This window comes from Bacillus sp. V26 (genome assembly GCF_034296245.1).
Lineage (GTDB): Bacteria > Bacillota > Bacilli > Bacillales > Bacillaceae > Bacillus > Bacillus halotolerans.
The window spans coordinates 869,105-888,382 of sequence record NZ_JAXKQF010000001.1; the positions used below are offsets into that span (position 1 = coordinate 869,105).

Annotated in this window: 20 protein-coding genes and 1 pseudogene; 16 read left to right on the top strand and 5 right to left on the bottom strand. The window is 42.6% G+C overall.

Features of this window, described 5'->3' with window-relative positions; translation table 11 throughout:
* Positions 1-10: 10 nt before the first annotated feature.
* The gene (locus UJ203_RS04850; RefSeq protein WP_322008780.1) at positions 11-613 is read left to right on the top strand and encodes an alpha/beta hydrolase; all 603 of its coding nucleotides are present in this window, start codon (positions 11-13) and stop codon (positions 611-613) included.
* A gap of 45 nt (positions 614-658) precedes the next feature.
* Here UJ203_RS04850 and UJ203_RS04855 read toward each other — a convergent pair whose 3' ends face one another.
* Entirely contained in the window at positions 659-1,267 is a 609-nt protein-coding gene (locus tag UJ203_RS04855) for a nitroreductase family protein (protein ID WP_322008783.1), read from the bottom strand.
* A gap of 129 nt (positions 1,268-1,396) precedes the next feature.
* Between UJ203_RS04855 and yodB the strand changes: the two genes are divergently transcribed.
* The gene (gene yodB, locus UJ203_RS04860) at positions 1,397-1,735 is read left to right on the top strand and encodes a transcriptional regulator YodB (protein WP_024121748.1); all 339 of its coding nucleotides are present in this window, start codon (positions 1,397-1,399) and stop codon (positions 1,733-1,735) included.
* A gap of 181 nt (positions 1,736-1,916) precedes the next feature.
* Positions 1,917-2,183 carry a hypothetical protein gene (locus tag UJ203_RS04865; RefSeq protein ID WP_024121747.1) on the top strand — a complete coding sequence of 89 codons (267 nt, stop codon included), beginning with the start codon at positions 1,917-1,919 and terminating at the stop codon, positions 2,181-2,183.
* Positions 2,184-2,272: 89 nt separating this feature from the next.
* Here UJ203_RS04865 and UJ203_RS04870 read toward each other — a convergent pair whose 3' ends face one another.
* Positions 2,273-2,662 (bottom strand): tautomerase family protein, encoded by a 390-nt coding sequence (locus UJ203_RS04870; RefSeq protein WP_024121746.1) that lies wholly within the window; start codon positions 2,660-2,662, stop codon positions 2,273-2,275.
* A 363-nt stretch (positions 2,663-3,025) separates the two neighbouring features.
* Here UJ203_RS04870 and UJ203_RS20875 point away from each other — a divergent pair.
* Positions 3,026-3,126: pseudogene (locus UJ203_RS20875) on the top strand (transporter); the annotation flags it as partial.
* Between the two features lie 99 nt (positions 3,127-3,225).
* Positions 3,226-3,459, top strand: a complete 234-nt coding sequence (locus UJ203_RS04875) for a hypothetical protein (RefSeq protein WP_322008787.1) — start codon at positions 3,226-3,228, stop codon at positions 3,457-3,459.
* A gap of 32 nt (positions 3,460-3,491) precedes the next feature.
* On the opposite strand, the gene UJ203_RS04880 is transcribed toward UJ203_RS04875, so the two are convergent.
* Positions 3,492-3,947: an Hsp20/alpha crystallin family protein gene (locus UJ203_RS04880; protein WP_322008788.1), complete on the bottom strand. Its 456-nt coding sequence runs from the start codon at positions 3,945-3,947 to the stop codon at positions 3,492-3,494.
* Positions 3,948-4,045: 98 nt separating this feature from the next.
* Between UJ203_RS04880 and rarD the strand changes: the two genes are divergently transcribed.
* The 4 genes from rarD (at position 4,046) to bshB2 (ending at position 6,327) form a co-directional block, all read left to right on the top strand.
* On the top strand, positions 4,046-4,942 hold the full coding sequence (rarD, locus tag UJ203_RS04885; protein ID WP_322008790.1) for an EamA family transporter RarD: 897 nt from the start codon (positions 4,046-4,048) through the stop codon (positions 4,940-4,942).
* A gap of 74 nt (positions 4,943-5,016) precedes the next feature.
* The gene (locus UJ203_RS04890; protein WP_044155530.1) at positions 5,017-5,295 is read left to right on the top strand and encodes a hypothetical protein; all 279 of its coding nucleotides are present in this window, start codon (positions 5,017-5,019) and stop codon (positions 5,293-5,295) included.
* The gene (locus UJ203_RS04895; RefSeq protein ID WP_010334594.1) at positions 5,292-5,642 is read left to right on the top strand and encodes a YojF family protein; all 351 of its coding nucleotides are present in this window, start codon (positions 5,292-5,294) and stop codon (positions 5,640-5,642) included. The genes UJ203_RS04890 and UJ203_RS04895 overlap by 4 nt, the downstream gene beginning before the upstream one ends.
* A gap of 19 nt (positions 5,643-5,661) precedes the next feature.
* The gene (bshB2, locus tag UJ203_RS04900) at positions 5,662-6,327 is read left to right on the top strand and encodes a bacillithiol biosynthesis deacetylase BshB2 (protein ID WP_202853609.1); all 666 of its coding nucleotides are present in this window, start codon (positions 5,662-5,664) and stop codon (positions 6,325-6,327) included.
* 30 nt (positions 6,328-6,357) lie between these two features.
* On the opposite strand, the gene UJ203_RS04905 is transcribed toward bshB2, so the two are convergent.
* Both UJ203_RS04905 and UJ203_RS04910 read right to left on the bottom strand, forming a co-directional pair.
* Positions 6,358-7,206 carry an STAS domain-containing protein gene (locus UJ203_RS04905; RefSeq protein ID WP_199398027.1) on the bottom strand — a complete coding sequence of 283 codons (849 nt, stop codon included), beginning with the start codon at positions 7,204-7,206 and terminating at the stop codon, positions 6,358-6,360.
* A gap of 15 nt (positions 7,207-7,221) precedes the next feature.
* On the bottom strand, positions 7,222-8,580 hold the full coding sequence (locus UJ203_RS04910) for an MATE family efflux transporter (protein WP_059352489.1): 1,359 nt from the start codon (positions 8,578-8,580) through the stop codon (positions 7,222-7,224).
* Between the two features lie 275 nt (positions 8,581-8,855).
* Here UJ203_RS04910 and cdaS point away from each other — a divergent pair, with 275 nt between their 5' ends.
* From cdaS to sucA, 7 genes are all read left to right on the top strand, one after another.
* A complete protein-coding gene (cdaS, locus tag UJ203_RS04915; RefSeq protein ID WP_105992058.1) occupies positions 8,856-9,470 on the top strand; it encodes a sporulation-specific diadenylate cyclase CdaS in 615 nt (204 codons plus the stop codon).
* Between the two features lie 243 nt (positions 9,471-9,713).
* Positions 9,714-10,931: a macrolide family glycosyltransferase gene (locus UJ203_RS04920; protein ID WP_322008799.1), complete on the top strand. Its 1,218-nt coding sequence runs from the start codon at positions 9,714-9,716 to the stop codon at positions 10,929-10,931.
* A gap of 398 nt (positions 10,932-11,329) precedes the next feature.
* Positions 11,330-12,565, top strand: a complete 1,236-nt coding sequence (locus UJ203_RS04925; protein ID WP_322008801.1) for a LysM peptidoglycan-binding domain-containing protein — start codon at positions 11,330-11,332, stop codon at positions 12,563-12,565.
* Between the two features lie 142 nt (positions 12,566-12,707).
* On the top strand, positions 12,708-13,298 hold the full coding sequence (locus UJ203_RS04930; RefSeq protein WP_024121733.1) for a superoxide dismutase family protein: 591 nt from the start codon (positions 12,708-12,710) through the stop codon (positions 13,296-13,298).
* A gap of 87 nt (positions 13,299-13,385) precedes the next feature.
* The gene (locus UJ203_RS04935) at positions 13,386-14,276 is read left to right on the top strand and encodes a MoxR family ATPase (protein ID WP_322008803.1); all 891 of its coding nucleotides are present in this window, start codon (positions 13,386-13,388) and stop codon (positions 14,274-14,276) included.
* A gap of 10 nt (positions 14,277-14,286) precedes the next feature.
* Positions 14,287-16,203 carry a nitric oxide reductase activation protein NorD gene (locus UJ203_RS04940; protein ID WP_322008805.1) on the top strand — a complete coding sequence of 639 codons (1,917 nt, stop codon included), beginning with the start codon at positions 14,287-14,289 and terminating at the stop codon, positions 16,201-16,203.
* A 228-nt stretch (positions 16,204-16,431) separates the two neighbouring features.
* The gene (gene sucA / locus UJ203_RS04945) at positions 16,432-19,266 is read left to right on the top strand and encodes a 2-oxoglutarate dehydrogenase E1 component (RefSeq protein ID WP_322008807.1); all 2,835 of its coding nucleotides are present in this window, start codon (positions 16,432-16,434) and stop codon (positions 19,264-19,266) included.
* Positions 19,267-19,278: the final 12 nt, after the last annotated feature.

Sequence of the window (19,278 nt, forward strand, 5' to 3'; positions counted from 1 at the left end):
AGGGGACATGATGAAGCATATTTTTGAAAAAGGGACATCTGATAACGTCTTACTGCTGTTACATGGAACCGGAGGAAATGAGCATGATCTCCTTTCATTGGGCCGTTTTATAGATCCGGGTGCTCATTTGCTCGGCGTCAGGGGATCAGTGCTCGAAAATGGAATGCCGCGCTTTTTCAAACGCCTCAGCGAAGGTGTATTTGATGAAAAGGATCTCGTTGAGCGGACAAAAGAATTGAAAGATTTTATCGACGAGGCGGCAGAAACGCATCAGTTTGACCGGAGCCGAGTGATTGCAGTCGGTTACTCAAACGGCGCAAATATCGCGGCGAGCCTGCTTTTTCATTATGCGGATGTTTTAAAGGCGGCTATTCTGCATCATCCTATGGTGCCGATACGGGGGCTTGAGCTTCCCGATATGACAGGGCTTCCTGTTTTCATTGGGGCGGGAAAATATGATCCGCTTTGCACAAAGGAAGAATCGGAAGAGCTTCACCGCTGTTTGCTTGACAGCGGGGCATCTGCTTCAGTTTTTTGGCAGGATGGGGGCCATCAGCTCACGCAGCATGAAGCTGAACAGGCTCGCCAATGGTACAAAGATACGTTTCAATAAAAAAACCTTAGTCCGTGTTTATCCGGACTAAGGTTTTTCTTAGATTTACAGCCAAGTTGATACTTTTGATAGAGGCAAGCGGTTGCTTTGGTGTGCAGGTTTCACTGCTTTCCCGATAGAAATAAGCATCACCGGAACATAGCGATCGCTGATATCAAATTCCTTTTGGAACTGCTCCTTATTAAATCCTCCGATTGCGCAGGTGTCATAACCTTTCGCTTTTGCGGCAATCATAAGCTGCATAGCAGCCAATGAAGCATTTAAGAAAGCGGAATCGCGTGCGAACTGTTCACTTTGGTAAGCACCGTTAATTTGGCCAAGAAGCGTTTGTTTGATTTCATCCGTGATGAAACCTTGGTTTGCCAGTTCAGCGTAAACGTCTTCACCGTTTTCATTCGCTTTTAGATCGCCTAAAATGGCAACGACAGCAGAAGATTCAACAATTTGTTTTTGGTTATATGCTACAGGCAGAAGAGCCGCTTTTGATTCATCGCTGTGGAAAACTGTAAAATGCCAGTGCTGCAGATTCCATGCAGAAGGCGCTTTAGTGGCGAGCTCCAAAAGATCAGTCAGTTCCTCTTTAGAGATCGGGGCATTGGTATCATATTCCTTAACAGATGCCCGTGCTTGCAAAATGTCCAGAGTATCAGTCATAATGTTTCCTCCTTCGGGTAAACGTGGTATGATAATAGAAAAGTTAGAAGCTTACTAAATGTAACTTGAAAGATAATTTTAATGGATCAGTGAATACTTGTCAAACAATAGATGAAGGGATGAAGACTAGTGGGAAATACAATGTGCCCTAAAATGGAGTCAGCTTTCTCATTGCTGGGAAAACGATGGAACGGTCTGATCATCCATGTACTAATGGATGGGCCGAAACGATTTAAAGAGATAACGGAAACCATACCGATGATCAGCCAAAAAATGCTGGCAGAGCGCCTTAAAGAGCTAGAGCAAAACGAAATTGTTGAACGACGGGTTCTTCCCGAGACACCGGTAAAAGTGATCTATACGCTGACTGAAAAAGGAACCGCGCTGCAAGCCGTATTTCAAGAAATGCAAGCGTGGGCCGATCAATTTTGTGAGCCTGGTGTTACAGTGTGCGAAGAAGAGAAATAATGGAAAGAAACAGAGCATCCGCAGAAAGGGTTTGTGTCAGTGAGAAAGTCATGTAAGTGGGTCATACCGTTTACATGACTTTTTATTTTAGGAGCCATGTTATGAATCAGCTTTTATTTTACATATATAAAAAGAGATGTTAGGATGATGTCAACATACAAAAATAGGAAAGGATCCTTCCGTGAAAAAGTTACTAACAGCTATCCTGTTGTTAATGGGAATCATCATTTATCTTGTTGTTCAAATCAGCAAACCGGAGCTCTATCTGCCTGAATTTTATATATACGATCAAAACCCTGTCAGCTTTCATTGGAATTACATAGGCATCGAAACTGGGTATAAAAAGGGAGACCCTGATTCTATCCACCAAATCTGGATCACACCGTTATATTTCGTTTTGCTGGCTGTTTTCATTCTGGTTATTTCTGCTTTTTTGAAAAAGAAATAAAAAAAGAGAGGTCTTGAATAAGGATCTCTCTTTTTATTTCATTGATGGCCATTCGCTAAGTGTAAAGCAGATGAAGAAGTTTCACCATCTTATAACTTACCATTCAAAAATTGTGCCTCGCCGAGCCCGAAACTCCAATCAGCATCACCGTTTTCCGTAATGGAAACCATTAGGTCTTCCGGGGAAATACCGCATTCTGCTTCTAGTTTTTCAGCCAGCAAGGCATATAATTTCTCTTTTTGGCTCTTTGTTCTTGTTTTACTTGTAATGCTGATCACGATCAAATCCTTGCTTCTATGAAATCCTAATCCGGTATCGTGAATCACGAGCTCATTCGCGGGGTGCTGGTGCACAATTTGATATCGGTCACTCTCCGGCACGCCAAACGCCTCTACCATCGCTTGATGAGCAGTGTCTAATAGCGATTGTAATGCTTTTTGATCACGGCCTTCTATTAGATCGAAACGTAATAATGGCATTTGAATTCCTCCTTTTGTAACACTGATTTTATCAGCATGTTATCACATTGTTTTGTTATCTGAAGCCAATTGATAGATAAAAACATAACATATAACCAATAATTGATCGATATATAACTATGTTATTGTCTGACAGCCTATGAAATCATAAATATTCTTGGCAGTAATTGATTAGGAGATTAGCATGAAATAATAGTTGATCAAAAGATATCAATTATATCACCACGAAGATCCTATTTCGTTAAAAATGAAAACATTTTCTAACAAATATCCGGAGAATTGGCAAAAACAACATGAAAATGGAGGTTAGCCATGCCGATTTTTTATCATTGCTGCCGGGGTTTTTATTTTGTTATTTCTGACGGCTTGAGCATGAAGGAAACGTTTTAAACATGGACGCTGCTCACAACGGTCCTCTCAGTACAGGACTGGGCTGTGTTTTATTGGCCGGACTATTTTTGTAATAATGTTTTATCAGTAAAAATCAATATAACAATAGCCCAATCGTTTTTCTTCCTGGATGAATACCTTACATATAGGCAGACATAAAGGAGGAAATAATCATGTACCCTCAACACTCGTATTATCGCGGGAACCCAGGTCCGGCCGGATACCCGGTACGAAACCCTTTTTTGTTTGGCGCTCCTTTAGTCGGCGGTTTATTAGGCGGTTTTCTTGGGAGTGCTCTTTTTAATTATCCGCGTCCCTATGCGTATCCGCCTGTTCCTTACGGTTACGGAGGTGCGCCATACGGCCCCGGAGGACCGTATGGCGGAGGTTATCCCGGTTTTTATTAGCAAAAACGGCCTGCTTCTGTGCAGGCCGTTTTTTATCGCATAATTTCTACCTCGGACATATTGTAGTCCTGCTGTTTATGAAACATGACTTCCAGATGGCTGTCTTTATATACGGCTTTCGTTCCTTTCCGCTTGACAAGACAGGGAAGATTTACTTTTTTAGGATGGGACAAACCCGGGAAATGTTCAATCAGTAATGTATGAGATGTATGTTTAATTTTGAGCTGTTCCAGCTGGCTTTCATTTACTGAAACCTTTACAAACACATGGTCTGCTGTTTCGAATATATCTATATCAGGTTCGGTGCGCTGTGTTTTTTCTTTAGTCGGGAGAGGATCGCGAAATGGAAATTGAGCCGCGTAATCACTTCCGAACACACTTTCCATTACACTGTTTACATAACGCTCAACCTCTTTTGGATCGGCCTTTTTTAATGCTTCCTTGGAAAATTGATTTTGGAAAGGAAAATACTTGTTCCACTCAAACATCTTCATCACACCTTTCTTCACGGACAAAATAGTATATGCCTGCTCGATCTTTCACGTGATATAATATAAGATGCTCTAAAGAAAGGCAGGGACAAAATATGCATCATTCAGAAACAAAAAAAGGCGTTCTTTACACAGCCGTTTCCTTTACGATGTGGGGGCTGTTTCCGCTTTATTGGAAGCTTCTTGAACAGCTGCCGGCACTTGATATTTTAGCTCACCGTATCATTTGGTCTTTTGTTTTTATGTGTATCGTGCTTTTTTTCTTGCGTCAATGGAAAACGGGGTGGCATGAGCTGCGGTCTTTAAAAAAGAACGGAGGCATACTATCTTTATTTCTCGCTTCAATTCTCATTTCGGTTAACTGGTTTGTATACATATGGGCTGTCAATCATGGATTTCTGCTTGAAGCCAGTCTTGGCTACTACATCAATCCGCTTGTGTCAGTTCTTCTCGGCATTTTGTTTTTAAAGGAAAAGCTGAATCGCCTTCAATTGGTTGCAGTTTCGATAGCGGCAGCCGGCGTTATTATTTCTGCGTTTCAATACGGCTCCATTCCATACATCGCGCTGCTGCTTGCATTCAGCTTCGGCTTATACGGATTTACCAAAAAAAGAACAAGTCTTTCAAGCGCTATCGGTTTAACACTCGAGACATTCATGATTATGCCGATTGCATTGGGGTATTTGCTGCTTAGCGGCCATATTCAGCCTGCGGGTGCAGAAAGCGGCGGGGCATGGGTGCTTCTCTTTTTTGCCGGTGTGTTTACCGCGCTGCCGCTCTTATTGTTTGCTGAAGGGGCGAAGCGGCTGCCGCTGTATCAAGTCGGTATATTACAATATATTGCACCGACCATCACCTTGCTGATTGGGCTGTTCATTTACCATGAGCCATTTTCAAACTCGAAGGCATTTACCTTTGCCTGTATATGGGCTGCATTAGTCTTGTTTACGTTTTCACAAGTGAAATGGAAACGGGCATCAAAAAGCCATTGAGCCTTTGGCTTTTCAGTTTGAGTATATATTATGTATAATCATTTCATGTATGTAAGACATAAAGGAGCAGGACGATGGACAATGATATAGAAATAGTAAAAGCATACGCCTCGCTATGGAACAGCCGCTCTTTCTCAAACGAAGATGCAGAAGCGGTTACAGAGGCAATTGATCTTGAGCTTTTGGATAAGAGAACACATCCGAGGCTCCGTAAACCTATGCTGGAAAAATATTATGCCGCTATACAGCGCATTGTGAACTCACAGCTGGAACCGGCTGTCAAATATCAACTGGTCAAATTACATACAGAACGCGTACAGTATTTAAAAGAAGAAAGAGGGGAGCAATTATGAAAGCAATCATAAAAGAAGATGTGCAAGCATCTTTAGAACGATATGCGGACCGCCCTGTATATATCCATTTAGAAACCACAACCGGTTCTTACTCGGCACATTTAAATGAAAAAAACATGACGGTTGTTGCTTATATACGCAATGCGAAGGTAACCTATCATCAAGCTAAAATCAAAGGGAGCGGGCCTTACCGGGTCGGCTTAAAAACAGAAGAGGGCTGGATTTATGCTGAAGGCCTGACTGAGTACACAGTGGATGAAGAAAACCGCTTATTAATGGCAGGACACTTGCCGGGCGGGAAACTGGCTATTTCACTTCAAATCAGTGAAAAACCGTTCACAGTTTAAAGAAAAGGGTGAAAAAATAATGAAAGAACACGTGCTTGTAATCCTGCCTCACCCTGACGACGAATCATACGGTGTGGCGGGTCTGATTGCTTTAAACAGAAAAAAAGGTGTGCCCGTTACATATGCTTGCGCTACGTTAGGCGAAATGGGCAGAAATATGGGAGATCCATTTTTTGCTAATCGGGAAACCTTGCCATTATTAAGAAAACAAGAGCTTATCAACGCCTGCAAAGAAATGGATATTAATGACTTGCGAATGCTCGGACTTCGGGATAAAACGCTTGAGTTTGAAGACGATGAATATTTAGCTGATATCATGGAAGAAATCATAGATGATGTAAAACCAAGCTTAATTGTCACATTTTATCCGGGACATGGCGTGCATCCTGACCATGATGCATGCGGGGAAGCGGTCATCCGGGCATTGTACCGCAAAAAGAAAGAAGACCGTCCGCGCACACTATGCATGGCTATTACACGCAATAGGGAAGAGGTGCTTGGCGAAGCAGACGTCGTACTTGATATCAAAGAAGTGGCAGATATTAAAATGAACGCGTTAAGAGCTCATCGCACCCAGACGGAAGGTATGCTCCGCGAGCTTGAGGAAAAACTGAAAAACAATGAACCTGTTATGGCAACATGGTTTGAAGAAGAAGTGTATTGGACATATCAATGGAATGATTAAAAAAGAAGGTATAAGGCCCTGGAGGGGACCTTATACCTTTTTTAATTTCAAGTCAGATGCAATCGCTGATGCAAGAGTAGATCTCAGTGAGATGTCCTCAAAAGACAAACCGAGCTGAACCGCGGTTTGCGCAATTTCCGGGCGGATCCCCGACAATGTGGATGAAACGCCGATCAAACGCAGCGCCTCAATCAGACTGAACAGCTGGTGGGCAACCATGGTATCAATTACCGCTACTCCGGACAAGTCAATGTAAAGCTGCGTCACCTTTTTTTTCGCACATTGATTCAATGTATTTTCCATGATCAATTTAGCACGGACGGTATCAATATCACCGATTAACGGAAGCAGTCCCACACTGTGGAACAGCACGATCACCGGCGCGCTCAATTCAGTGATCATATCCTTTTGGGCTTGAAGCTGAAGACTTGTGTTTTTGTACATTTCTTCTATAAAAATATGAATCACAAGATCAAACGCCTTAATAAGAGTGTGATACAAATCCTCGGCTTCTTCGCTTTTCACGGTATCCTGATTGATATGAACAAAGTCCTTCACATAGGAAACATACAAGTCTCTCACTCTGACAAACTCACGGATAATATAGTGGATAGGCGTTTTTAAATGCTCTTGATCCTGAGTGACTTCAAATGCCCAGGCTTTTAGAATGGGCAAGTATACCTCTTCTTCATCTATAAAGATACGGCTGATCTTATAATTGAAAGCAAGATTCTGGCTCTTTAAATTTTTAATGATTGCCGGGTCTGTTGATGCATAGATTGAATTCGGATCAGTTTCCTCGATTGTTTCATACCATGTAGAACTTATTTCTTCTGCATGCTGAGACAGATACTCATATAATTTCTGGTTTTGTGCCATGTCATATCACCTCTTTTAAAATTCCTGTTTCAATAAATAACGCTTCTGCAGTTTAACCAGCCTGAAAAACAGCCCGACTGCTCCTGCCGCTAGCCCTGCAATTAACCCGATCCAATAACCGAACGCGCCAAGTCCTGTAAACGTGCCGACCGCATAACCGACAGGAAGGCCGATAACCCAATAAGAAATAAAAGCGGCTGCAAGTGTATAATTGACATCTTTATATCCTCTGAGGGCGCCCTGAATAGGTGCTGCCACAGCATCGGAAAGCTGAAAAAACAGCGCGTAAATTAAAAAGTGCTGCGTTAGCCGGAGGACATCCGGATCAGAGGTGTACATACCTGCGATTTGCTCTCTGAATAAAAGGATACAGGCAGCTGTTAACAAAGAAAAGCCTACTGCCATCATGATGCCGATAAAGCTGTAAGAGCGAGCGTCTTTAAAACGAGCTGCTCCGGCCTCAAACCCGACAACTATCGTTAAAGCCATGGACACGCTGAGCGGCAGCATATATAAAAGTGACGCAAAGTTCATGGCGGCCTGATGGGACGCGATGGTCACTGTATTGAAATGGCTCATCAGCAAAGTGACAGCCGCGAAGATGCTCGTTTCAAAAAACACGGCAAACCCGATGGGCAGTCCGATTTTCAGCATATTTTTGCACGCTTCCCAAGAGAACTTATACATGGTAAGGAAAATGCCATATTCAGAAAACGGTGCTGCTTTATGAATGATGATAAAACTGATGATACAGATGCACCAATACGTAAGCGCTGATGCAATTCCGGCGCCGACTCCGCCAAGGGCAGGCATGCCGAATTTTCCGAAAATAAATACGTAGTTTAACACAAAATTAATCGGCAGTGAACATAGCGTAATCATCATGGTCACTCGTGTTTTTCCTAATGAGTCAATGAACGATCTCAAAACGGTGTAAACAAATAAAGGAAAAATCCCCAAAGATAAAAACCCTAAAAAGTGCTTAGCAATGTCATATACGTGAGCCTCAAGGTTCAATCGGGACAGAACAGGATCAACTATTCCATATCCAACCGCTAAAACGGCAATGCTTAGAAGCGCGGCCACATATACAGCCTGTAAGACAGTAAAGGGAATTTGTTTGGTTTTATCAGCGCCTAATAGCTGCGCGACAATCGGGGTGACAGCCATTAATATACCTGCCAGTCCAGTATAGACAGGCGTCCAAAGACTTGATCCAATGGCCACACCGGCTAAATCGGCGGCGCTGACTTTCCCTGACATCACCGTATCTAAAAAGGTCATGAGAGAAAGCCCCGCCTGAGTAATTAAAATCGGAATTAAAATGTGCAAAAGCTGTTTTATCTTTTGTCCGGCGTTTTTGGTTTCTTTCATACATTGATCCCCGTTTCTTTATCATAACGAGAGAAATTATAACATTTTATGTATAAAAAGCAATGAACGCCTGGCCTATTCTTTTTTTGTCGGTTTCGTTTTTCTAAACATTTGGGCATAAATAAAAGAAAGCGAAATAACGCCTAAAAAGGTGCAGATATATTGAATGATTCTTTCCATTTCCATTCTTTACATACCTCCTTTACCAATAGAATGTACATCAATAAGATAAGCATGCGTGCAAAGTTGAAAATATGAAAAGGAGATGAAGGCCCATGCATTACGAACAGATGACAGAAAGTGTATTCACGGCAAAGATACAATCGCATTTAGAACAGATACTAGGGGATGCTTCTCTTATTTTGAAAACGTTACACGAAAAAGATCAATGCCTCCTTTGTGAATTGGATGACTTGGGACGTATTTTTCAGAATATGCACGGCATTGCCTCATCCTTTTATTTGCAATCATACATTGAACAATTTACACCGTCATTTGTGGAACTGGCCAAGGCGATTAAAAATTTATCGGAAAATAAGCATGGCGCATTAATTGTCATTGAAAGGGCAGACCCGGTTGACAAATTTATTCAAAAAGGAACATCGCTGCATGCAGAAATCAGTGCTTCATTAATTGAAAGCATCTTTTTCCCGGGAAACCCTCTTCATGACGGCGCTTTATTAGTGAGGGATCATACACTCGTCTCAGCCGGAAACGTTCTCCCGCTGACGACACAAGAAGTGGATATTCATCTGGGAACCAGGCACCGGGCGGCTTTGGGGATGTCTGGATATACAGATGCGCTTGTGCTGGTTGTTTCTGAGGAAACAGGCAAGATGTCATTTGCGAAGGATGGTGTGTTATATCCGCTCATCTCACCGAGAACATAAAAATAAACAAAAGGACCCGAACAGCTTTCGTCTCATGAGACAAAATGACTGGAATAGAACTCTTTTTTTAAAGCATTCATGCCATACTGAATGCTTTTTTTCTTAAAAATAGAAAGTCGGGAAATGTAACCTAGTATAAAAGTTATATCGGATTAATATTAATAAAGTTAAATACTTTACCTGATTTTGTATTTATAGTACTGTATAAAATATTACATAAATTTTAATGGAAGGGTGTGCCGCATGGCTAATGTATTAATGATCGGTTTTCCGGGAGAGGGCCATATTAATCCGTCTATCGGTGTAATGAAGGAGCTGAAATCACGAGGAGAAAACATTACTTACTATGCAGTAAAGGAATATGAAGAAAAAATCACCGCGCTTGATATTGAATTTCGTGAATATAACGATTTTAGAGAAGAATATTTCGGAAAAAACGCAACTGGTAATGAGGAAAGAGATTTTGCCGAAATGATATGCGCCTTTTTGAAAGGGTGTAAGGACATCGCCACCCATATTTATAATGAAGTGAAAAACGAATCATATGATTATGTCATATATGATCACCATTTCCTGACCGGTAAAATCATTGCCAATCTGCTGAAGCTGCCGAGATTTTCATTATGTACGACCTTTGCGATGAATGAGGATTTTTTAAAGGAAATGATGGACACCTTCAATAGCAGACCATTTGAAGACTCACCTTATTACGAATCCTATCAGCAGCTCGCAGAAACCTTAAATGCAGAGTTTCAAGCGGGAATTACCAAGCCGTTTGACGTTTTTTCGTCCGATGGAGATTTGACGATTGTCTTTACGTCAAGAGAATTTCAGCCAATGGCTGAGCAATTCGGAGAACATTATGTTTTTGTTGGTCCTTCTATTGCAAAAAGAGCCAAAAGCAATGAATTTCCATTGGATCAGATTGACAATGAAAACGTGCTGTTTATTTCTATGGGAACCATTTTTAATAATCAAAAAGAGTTTTTCAACCAATGTCTCGAGGTGTGCAAAGACTTTGACGGAAAAGTTGTGCTGTCCATTGGGAAACATGTTAAACAAAGTGAGTTAAACGATATTCCTCACAATTTTATTGTGCGCCCGTATGTGCCGCAGCTTGAAATCCTGAAAAGAGCCAGTTTGTTTGTCACCCACGGCGGAATGAACAGCACAAGCGAAGGCTTGTATTTTGAAACACCGCTCATTGTCATTCCGATGGGAGCTGATCAATTTGCTGTCGGAAAACAGGTGGAACAAGTAGGTGCGGGGAAAGTGCTGAAAAAAGAACAGCTGTCTGAAAACCTTCTGAAAGAAACCATTCAAGAAGTGATCAGCAATCCTGTTTATGCTGAGAAAGCAAAAGCAATTGGTCAGTCACTGAAAGCAGCAGGCGGTGCTGAAAAAGCTGCCGACAGCATTCTTGAATATGTTAAACACAATACTCAATCAGCTAATGCATAGTGTATACAGCCTGTTTATTTGAAATGGACAGGCTTTTAACTGTTTCGGAAAGCTGGGGAGAGTTGCAGTCAGAAGAAGGGATTTGACACTTTGATAGAGAATTGAAAGAAAAACAGACAGGAAAGGAGGAAAATCTGCTTCTTTCATCAGCATAAACCAATCATTTTACCCCTGCTTAAATAGTTCCTTAGACTTTCGATAAACCTATACAAATTATGTAAAGTATTAGGTGTTTATCTAGAGGTTTAAGGTCGAACGAAGCTGAATTTGCTGCCGGATCTATAAAAAATTTGTTTATAACGCTAAAAAAGTGACGATAAAACGTATGTGTGCCATTTTTGGAAACAGAATACTAATTATTTCTGTTTGTCTCATAAAAAGTTTAGGAGGTTAAATGAATGAAAAAGAAGATCGTAGCCGGCTTGGCTGTTTCCGCAGTTGTTGGGTCATCGATGGCAGCAGCACCCGCGGACGCAAAATCGATAAAGGTGAAAAGCGGTGACTCTCTTTGGAAACTTTCGCGCCAGTATCATACGAGTATTTCAGCACTGAAATCCGAAAACAAATTGAAATCGTCAATGCTTTATGTCGGCCAAAGCCTTAAAGTTCCTGAAAGCAGCAAAAAAAGCAAAACATCCTCATCAAACTCAAGCAAAACGTCAACATACACCGTAGCATATGGTGATTCCTTATGGATGATTGCCAAAAATCATAAAATGAGTGTTTCAGAGCTTAAAAGCTTAAACAGCCTGAGCAGTGATTTGATTCGTCCCGGCCAAAAACTGAAAATTAAAGGGACAAGCAGTTCAAATGGTTCGAATGGGCAGAAAAAAAGCAACGGTTCAAATTCTGCAGGCTCATCAAAAAGTACATATACTGTAAAGCTTGGTGATTCTCTGTGGAAAATCGCAAACAGTCTAAATATGACGGTGGCCGAATTGAAAACCTTAAACGGCTTAACATCAGATACGCTTTACCCTAAGCAAGTATTAAAAATAAAAAAAAGCAGCTCATCCAATAGCGGTAGCGGCGGTTCCAAAAAGCCGTCAAACTCAAATTCTTCAAAAACAACTACATACAAAGTGAAATCGGGTGATTCGTTATGGAAGATTGCGAATCAGCTTGGCGTCACTGTGCAAAGTATCCGTGATAAGAACAATTTGTCTAGTGATGTTCTGCGAATCGGGCAGGTTCTCACGATTTCAGGAACGACTAAATCAAATAATTCCAATAAGACAGTCCCGAAAGACAAACCAGGATCAAACGTTCAAATTGGAACAAAGATTGACAGAATGATAACAGAGGCAAAAAGATATGTCGGTGTTCCATATCGCTGGGGCGGAAATACGCCTTCCGGTTTCGATTGCAGCGGCTATATTTATTACCTCATTAATAAAGTATCATCTATTTCAAGGCTGAGCACGGCAGGGTACTGGAATGTGATGCAAAAAGTCAGCCAGCCGTCAGTCGGAGACTTTGTTTTCTTTACGACGTATAAATCCGGACCGTCTCACATGGGGATTTACTTGGGCGGCGGCAATTTTATTCATGCAAGCTCCGACGGTGTGGGCATTTCCAATCTCAGCAATTCGTATTGGAAACAACGCTACCTGGGAGCACGAAGCTATTTTTAAACTTTGAGCATCGACATTAGACAGACGGGGCGTTTGGGCAGACGTCCTGCTGCCCTAATGTAAAAGCCTTTTAAAAGGCTTTTTTTAGTTTATATCGGAATATGATTGACCAGACTGTTAGAAAAAACAAGGGGGAGACAGCATGAATCGTTTCTTGCTCCTTATCGTGCTGGCGGCACTGGGTCTTGCGGGATGCAGTCAAGAAACACCTCCCGATCATCCGCGGCGGGTACCGGAAAAAAAGGTAATAGAAACCTCAGCGTTTCGTCATCAGATTCAGCTGGTCAATAGAGAAGGCAAAAAAGTCGGGTTTATTGAAATAAAAGAGTCAGAAGACGAAGGGCTCGATTTTCACATCTCAGCACACAGCCTGACACCTGGGGCTTCACTCGGGTTTCATATTTATGAAAAAGGATCATGTGTCAGGCCGGATTTTGAATCCGCGGGCGGACCCTTTAATCCGCTGAACAAAGAACACGGCTTCAATAATCCGATGGGACATCATGCCGGAGATCTTCCGAATCTTGAGGTCGGCGCAGACGGGAAAGTAGATGTTATTATGAATGCGCCTGAAACCTCTTTACAAAAAGGAAGCAAATTGAATATTCTCGACCAGGATGGCAGCGCGTTTATTATTCATGAACAGGCTGACGACTATTTGACGAATCCGAGCGGAAATTCAGGAGCGCGAATTGTCTGCGGAGCGCTTTCTGGCAATAACGAGAAACAGTAATATAGCGGGAGCCCTTTTGTATTGAGCATACAGGGGCTTTTTTAGTATACTCGTTAATGGAATACGAATAGGAAAGGAAACCTGTCTATGACATCTCAATTGCAGCACTTAACATTGCCGGAAGATATACAAAATAAGCTTTTATCATATAAAAGCCAGCCGATTTCTCCAGAATTTCAATCGCTTATCGGGACATCAGGCTATGAGGCGGAGGATGAAGCCATTTTATTCGATGCCATTATCGCATTATCGATGGGGAAAAATATCCTGTTAAAAGGACCTACAGGCTCAGGTAAAACTAAGTTGGCAGAAACATTGTCCAGCTATTTTCATAAACCGATGCACAGTGTCAACTGCTCAGTTGATTTGGATGCTGAAGCGCTGATCGGCTATAAAACCATTGAAAATCAATCTGGCCAGGCGACGATCGAGTTTGTCTCGGGACCTGTGACAACGGCCATGAATGAAGGCCACTTTCTTTATATAGATGAAATTAATATGGCAAAACCGGAAACCCTTCCAATCTTAAATGGTGTATTGGACTACAGAAAAATGATGACAAATCCGTTTACAGGAGAAGTCGTTCGGGCAAAAGAAGGGTTTGGAGTCATTGCTGCCATCAATGAAGGCTACGTCGGAACCGTTCCGCTGAATGAAGCGCTTAAAAACCGTTTTGTCATTATTGATGTGCCTTATATTAAAGGCGAGCTGCTGAAACAAGTACTCATGTCTCAGTCTGCCCTTCATGATGAGAAATTGATTGACCGGTTTATCACCCTGTCTTCTGATCTGATCGTTCAGGCCAATAACGGGCAGGTGTCTGAAGAAGCGGCATCCATCAGAGCTTTAATTGATACGTGTGATTTAGCCGCTTATATTCCGCCGCTACGTGCCATCGAACGGGGAATTGTAGAGAAGCTTGACGATGACCGTGAAAAGGCGGCGGTCCGAAATATCGCAGAAACTCTGTTTGAATGAGGGATGTGCGATGAAATTTATCAAATTTAATGACAGCACAATTGACTCGTTTTTATTTATGATGCTGACCGATTTGGCCAAAACGCTCACCAAAAGTGAGGCAGTGGAAGTGGAGTATGGCGTTCAGTCCTACTACAACCCATTTGAAAAAAAAATCTACATGAGCCACTTTTGGAAGGACAGAGCAGCTGAAGATATGGAAGCAGGTCTCAAAAGCGATGTCTACCTTCGATCGGTCGGAACAAAATACAGCTCGCTGCAAGAGTTTGCGAGCCTTTTGGATTATATCCAGCACAATCTTACGTACAAAAGCTTTGCCAAACAGCTGTTTATGCTGCTTGAGGACATCAGAATTGAAGAATGTATCAAACACGAGCGTCCTGGTACAAAGCATGTATTTGCAAAACGAAAAGACATGTACAGAAAACATTTCTCCACGCAGCTGACTTTAAATTTAGAACGAAGCATTTTTACGGATGCGCTCTTTTGCGCCATGTATGTCAAGCTGACGGCGGAATCGCCTCTGGAAGCCATCCCGTCTATGCGTGATGATATTGATCTGATGCGTCCGTTTATCGAACAGCAGCTCTTGCGCGTGTATGAAGCTGATTCTACACATCACGTTCTGAAAATTGTCGAAGATATCATGGACGGACTTGAAGAGGTGCTTGATAAAGACATGCTGAATACCTACTTCTTTTTGCCTGAGTTAGATTATGCAAAAGCTGCAGAGCAGCCGTTATTTGAAGAAGAGAAAAAAGCGCCGAAGCTGAGCGATGACATAACGCTTCCGAAAAAGTCAGACGGCGATGAAGATATTCACGATGAAGAAATGCCGACTTGGCACCGTGAAACAGAAGCACCGTCTAAAAGCTTCCTTCAATTTGATATTGAACACGGCGCAAAATCCGATTTAGGAAAAGATGCTTCTCGTGAAGGGGACGATGGAGACCAGGCCCTCGGCTCTGTTCAAGGTTCAGCCAGACAGACAAAACGAAAAGACTATTCCAAACTGGAAGCGCTGGAGTCCAAAAAAGACCAGCCGAACGGCGCGGGTCTTGCCGACGGAAAGGAAAATAAATTCGCGTTTGCGATTTATAAAGAACCGCAGCCTGCAACACAAGATGAAGAGCTTTCTTATAAACAGCAGGCAAAATCGATCGAATCGTATCAGAAGCGTTTGAAACAGATGATTCAAAAAACGCTTGAACACAAAAAAACGCTGCCAAGGACTGATCTTCACGCGGGCCGTCTGAACAACAAACTTCTCCGTTATTTTACGGAGCGGAATCCGCGTCTTTTTTACAAAAAACAAGAGCCTTCTTCAGAAATTGACGCTGTTTTCACATTGCTGGTCGACTGTTCAGCAAGCATGTTCGACAAAATGGATGAAACGAAGAGGGGAATCGTATTGTTTCACGAAGCCCTGAAGTCGGTAGCAGTCCCGCATCAAATTGTCGGTTTCTGGGAGGATACAAACGATGCGACCGAAACGAGTCAGCCGAATTATTTTAATACGGTAATTCCATTTCAGTCATCCTTAAGACAGGCGGCGGGACCGGCGATAATGCAGCTTGAACCTGAGGAAGACAACCGTGACGGCTATGCGATCAGGCAAATGACGAAAAAAATGCTGCAGCGGAGCGAGGCGCAAAAATTCTTAATCGTGTTCTCTGACGGAGAGCCGGCCGCATTTGGTTATGAGCAAAATGGAATTGTCGATACAAGTGAAGCGGTTATCGAAGCTCGAAAAAGAGGAATAGAAGTCATAAATGTTTTTCTCTCCAACACGGAAATTGAAGAATCACAAATGAAAACGATACAGGATATGTACGGAAAGTTCAGTATATTTGTCCCGGATGTCGATCAGCTTCCGGATGTACTGTATCCGCTTCTTAAAAAACTGCTCCATAAAAGCATAGGATAACCCTTTATTCTATGCTTTTTGGCGTTTCTTTTTTTAAATGATTAAATTTTTTGTTTTTTATAAAGGTTTTTTACTATTTTGTGAACAATCAAGGTAGAATCAAATTGCAAACAGTGGTAAAATATCATTGGAAGCGTTTTTATTACATAATTTTGGACACAGCGTTCGAAAGTTATTTTAAGATAGTGAATAAATCACTTGATTATCTAGGTTGGGGGTAATATTCAAATGTTTCAAAATAATATGAAACAACGAATGAATTGGGAAGATTTTTACGGTCCGAACCTCGGCTATGCACTGGAGCTTTACGATCAGTACACCCAGGATCCGAACAGCATTGATCCGGATCTGAAGGAAATGTTCGACGAACTCGGAGCTCCTCCAAGCGATATAAAAGAGGCATCGGGAACAAAAGAAAAGGGACGTGTTACAGCCGATCTGATACAAAAGATCGCATCAGCAATCAGACTTGCAGAAGATATACGAACCTATGGCCATTTGAACGCTTCCGTCAATCCGCTCAGAAAGGATGGGAAAAAGAGCGAGCTCTTTCCACTATCCGATTACGGGCTAACAGAAGAGGAAATAAAAGAAATACCTGCGTCGGTCATTTGTAAAGACGCTCCTACAAACATTACGAACGGTTTAGAAGCCATTCAGTATTTACGAAATACGTATAAAAGAACCATCTCATTTGAATTTGATCATGTACACGACTTTAAAGAGCGAGAGTGGCTGACTCAAAAGATTGAATCCGGTGAATTGTTCCAAAAGAACTCAGCCGAAAAGCTGTCAGCTGTGCTGGAAAGACTGACGGAAGTAGAGGGATTCGAGCAATTTTTACACCGGACCTTCGTCGGGCAGAAGCGTTTTTCAATTGAGGGTCTGGACGCTCTTGTTCCAGTGCTTGATGACATTATCGCACAATCTGTCAAATCAGGTACAACGAGCGTTAACATCGGTATGGCGCACAGGGGCCGCCTGAATGTGCTGGCACATGTGCTGGGCAAACCGTATGAAATCATATTCTCAGAGTTCCAGCATGCGCCGAACAAAGATTTAGTCCCGTCTGAAGGATCTATCGGCATCAGCTACGGATGGACGGGGGATGTCAAGTATCACCTGGGAGCGAACCGCGAGCTTCAAGACGCTGAAACGAAGTCGGCGCGTATTACGCTTGCGAATAACCCGAGCCACTTGGAATTTATCAACCCGATCGTTGAAGGCAGCACAAGAGCGGCGCAGGAAACAAGAACACAAAGCGGATACCCGGTTCAGGATGAAACAAAATCACTTGCGATTTTAATTCATGGAGACGCTGCATTCCCTGGGGAAGGAATTGTCGCTGAAACATTGAATTTAAGCTCTTTAAAAGGGTATCAAGTCGGCGGTGCGATTCATATTATCGCCAATAACATGATCGGATTCACAACAGAAAGCGCTGAATCAAGATCAACAAACTATGCCAGTGACCTGGCGAAGGGCTATGAAATACCGATTGTTCACGTAAATGCGGACGATCCTGAAGCCTGTCTTTCAGCTGTTAAGTTTGCGGTAGAATACCGAAAAACATTCAACAAGGACTTTCTGATTGACTTAATCGGGTACAGACGTTACGGACACAACGAAATGGATGAGCCGTCAACTACTCAGCCGATGCTGTATGACGCTGTAAGAAAGCATCCGACTGTCAAACATATTTTCGCGGAAAAGCTCATTAAAGATGGGGTGCTGACCGAGGAAGTTGTTCAAAACATTGATAAGTCGGTAACGAAACGCATAGAAGACGCTTATCAAAAAGTGCCGGCTAAAAAGGAACATATCGCCAGTGAAATAGAACTTCCGGAACCTGTTTCAAACGGCTTTCCGGATGTAGATACATCTATTGATTTTGATGTGCTCCGCAAGCTGAATGGCGAACTGGTCAATTGGCCGGAGTCGTTTAATGTATTCGGTAAGCTAAAACGCATTTTGGAAAGACGGGCCAAGGCGTTTGATGATGACAGAAAAGTGGAATGGTCATTGGCTGAATCTCTCGCGTTTGCTTCCATTCTGAAAGACGGAACACCGATTCGATTAACAGGACAGGATTCTGAGCGCGGAACGTTTGCTCAAAGAAACCTTGTGCTTCACGACAGTGAGACAGGCAAAGAATTTGTGCCGTTGCACCATTTGTCAGATTGTGATACATCATTTGCCGTTCATAACAGCCCGCTGTCTGAAGGATCGGTTCTCGGCTTTGAATACGGGTATAACGTGCATTCACCGGAAACACTTGTCCTGTGGGAAGCGCAGTATGGAGATTTCGCCAATGCTGCTCAAGTGTACTTTGACCAATTTATTTCTGCTGGACGCGCAAAATGGGGCCAAAAATCCGGATTAGTGATGCTGCTCCCGCACGGTTACGAGGGACAGGGCCCTGAGCATTCAAGCGGTAGAATCGAGCGGTTCCTGCAGCTAGCTGCTGAGAACAACTGGACGGTTGCCAACCTGACAAGCGCCGCTCAATATTTTCATATATTAAGAAGACAGGCTAAAATGCTGCTGCGTGAGGAAATTCGTCCGCTCGTCATTATGACGCCGAAGAGCCTTCTGCGCAATCCGAATACCGTTTCTGAAGTGCAGGAGCTCAGTGAAAGCCGCTTCCAGCCTGTTTACGAACAGTCAGGACTTTCTCATGAGTATGAAAAAGTAACGCGGCTCGTATTATCCAGCGGTAAAGTATCTATAGACATCAGCGATCATTTCAACAAGTTAGAAGACGGGAAAGAGTGGCTTCACATTGCGAGAATTGAACAGCTGTATCCATTCCCTGCAAAAGGAGTCAAAGAATTATTTGCAAAGCTTCCGAACCTAAAAGAAATCGTTTGGGTTCAGGAAGAGCCGCAGAACATGGGGGCTTGGAGCTACATCAGCCCTTATTTGACAGAACTTGCACCAGAAGGAGTAAGCGTTCAATATATTGGACGAAGAAGACGATCCAGTCCTGCAGAGGGAGATCCGACAGTTCATAAAAAAGAACAAGAACGTATTGTATCTGATAGCTTGACTCGCAAAAACTAAGGGGGAAATGAA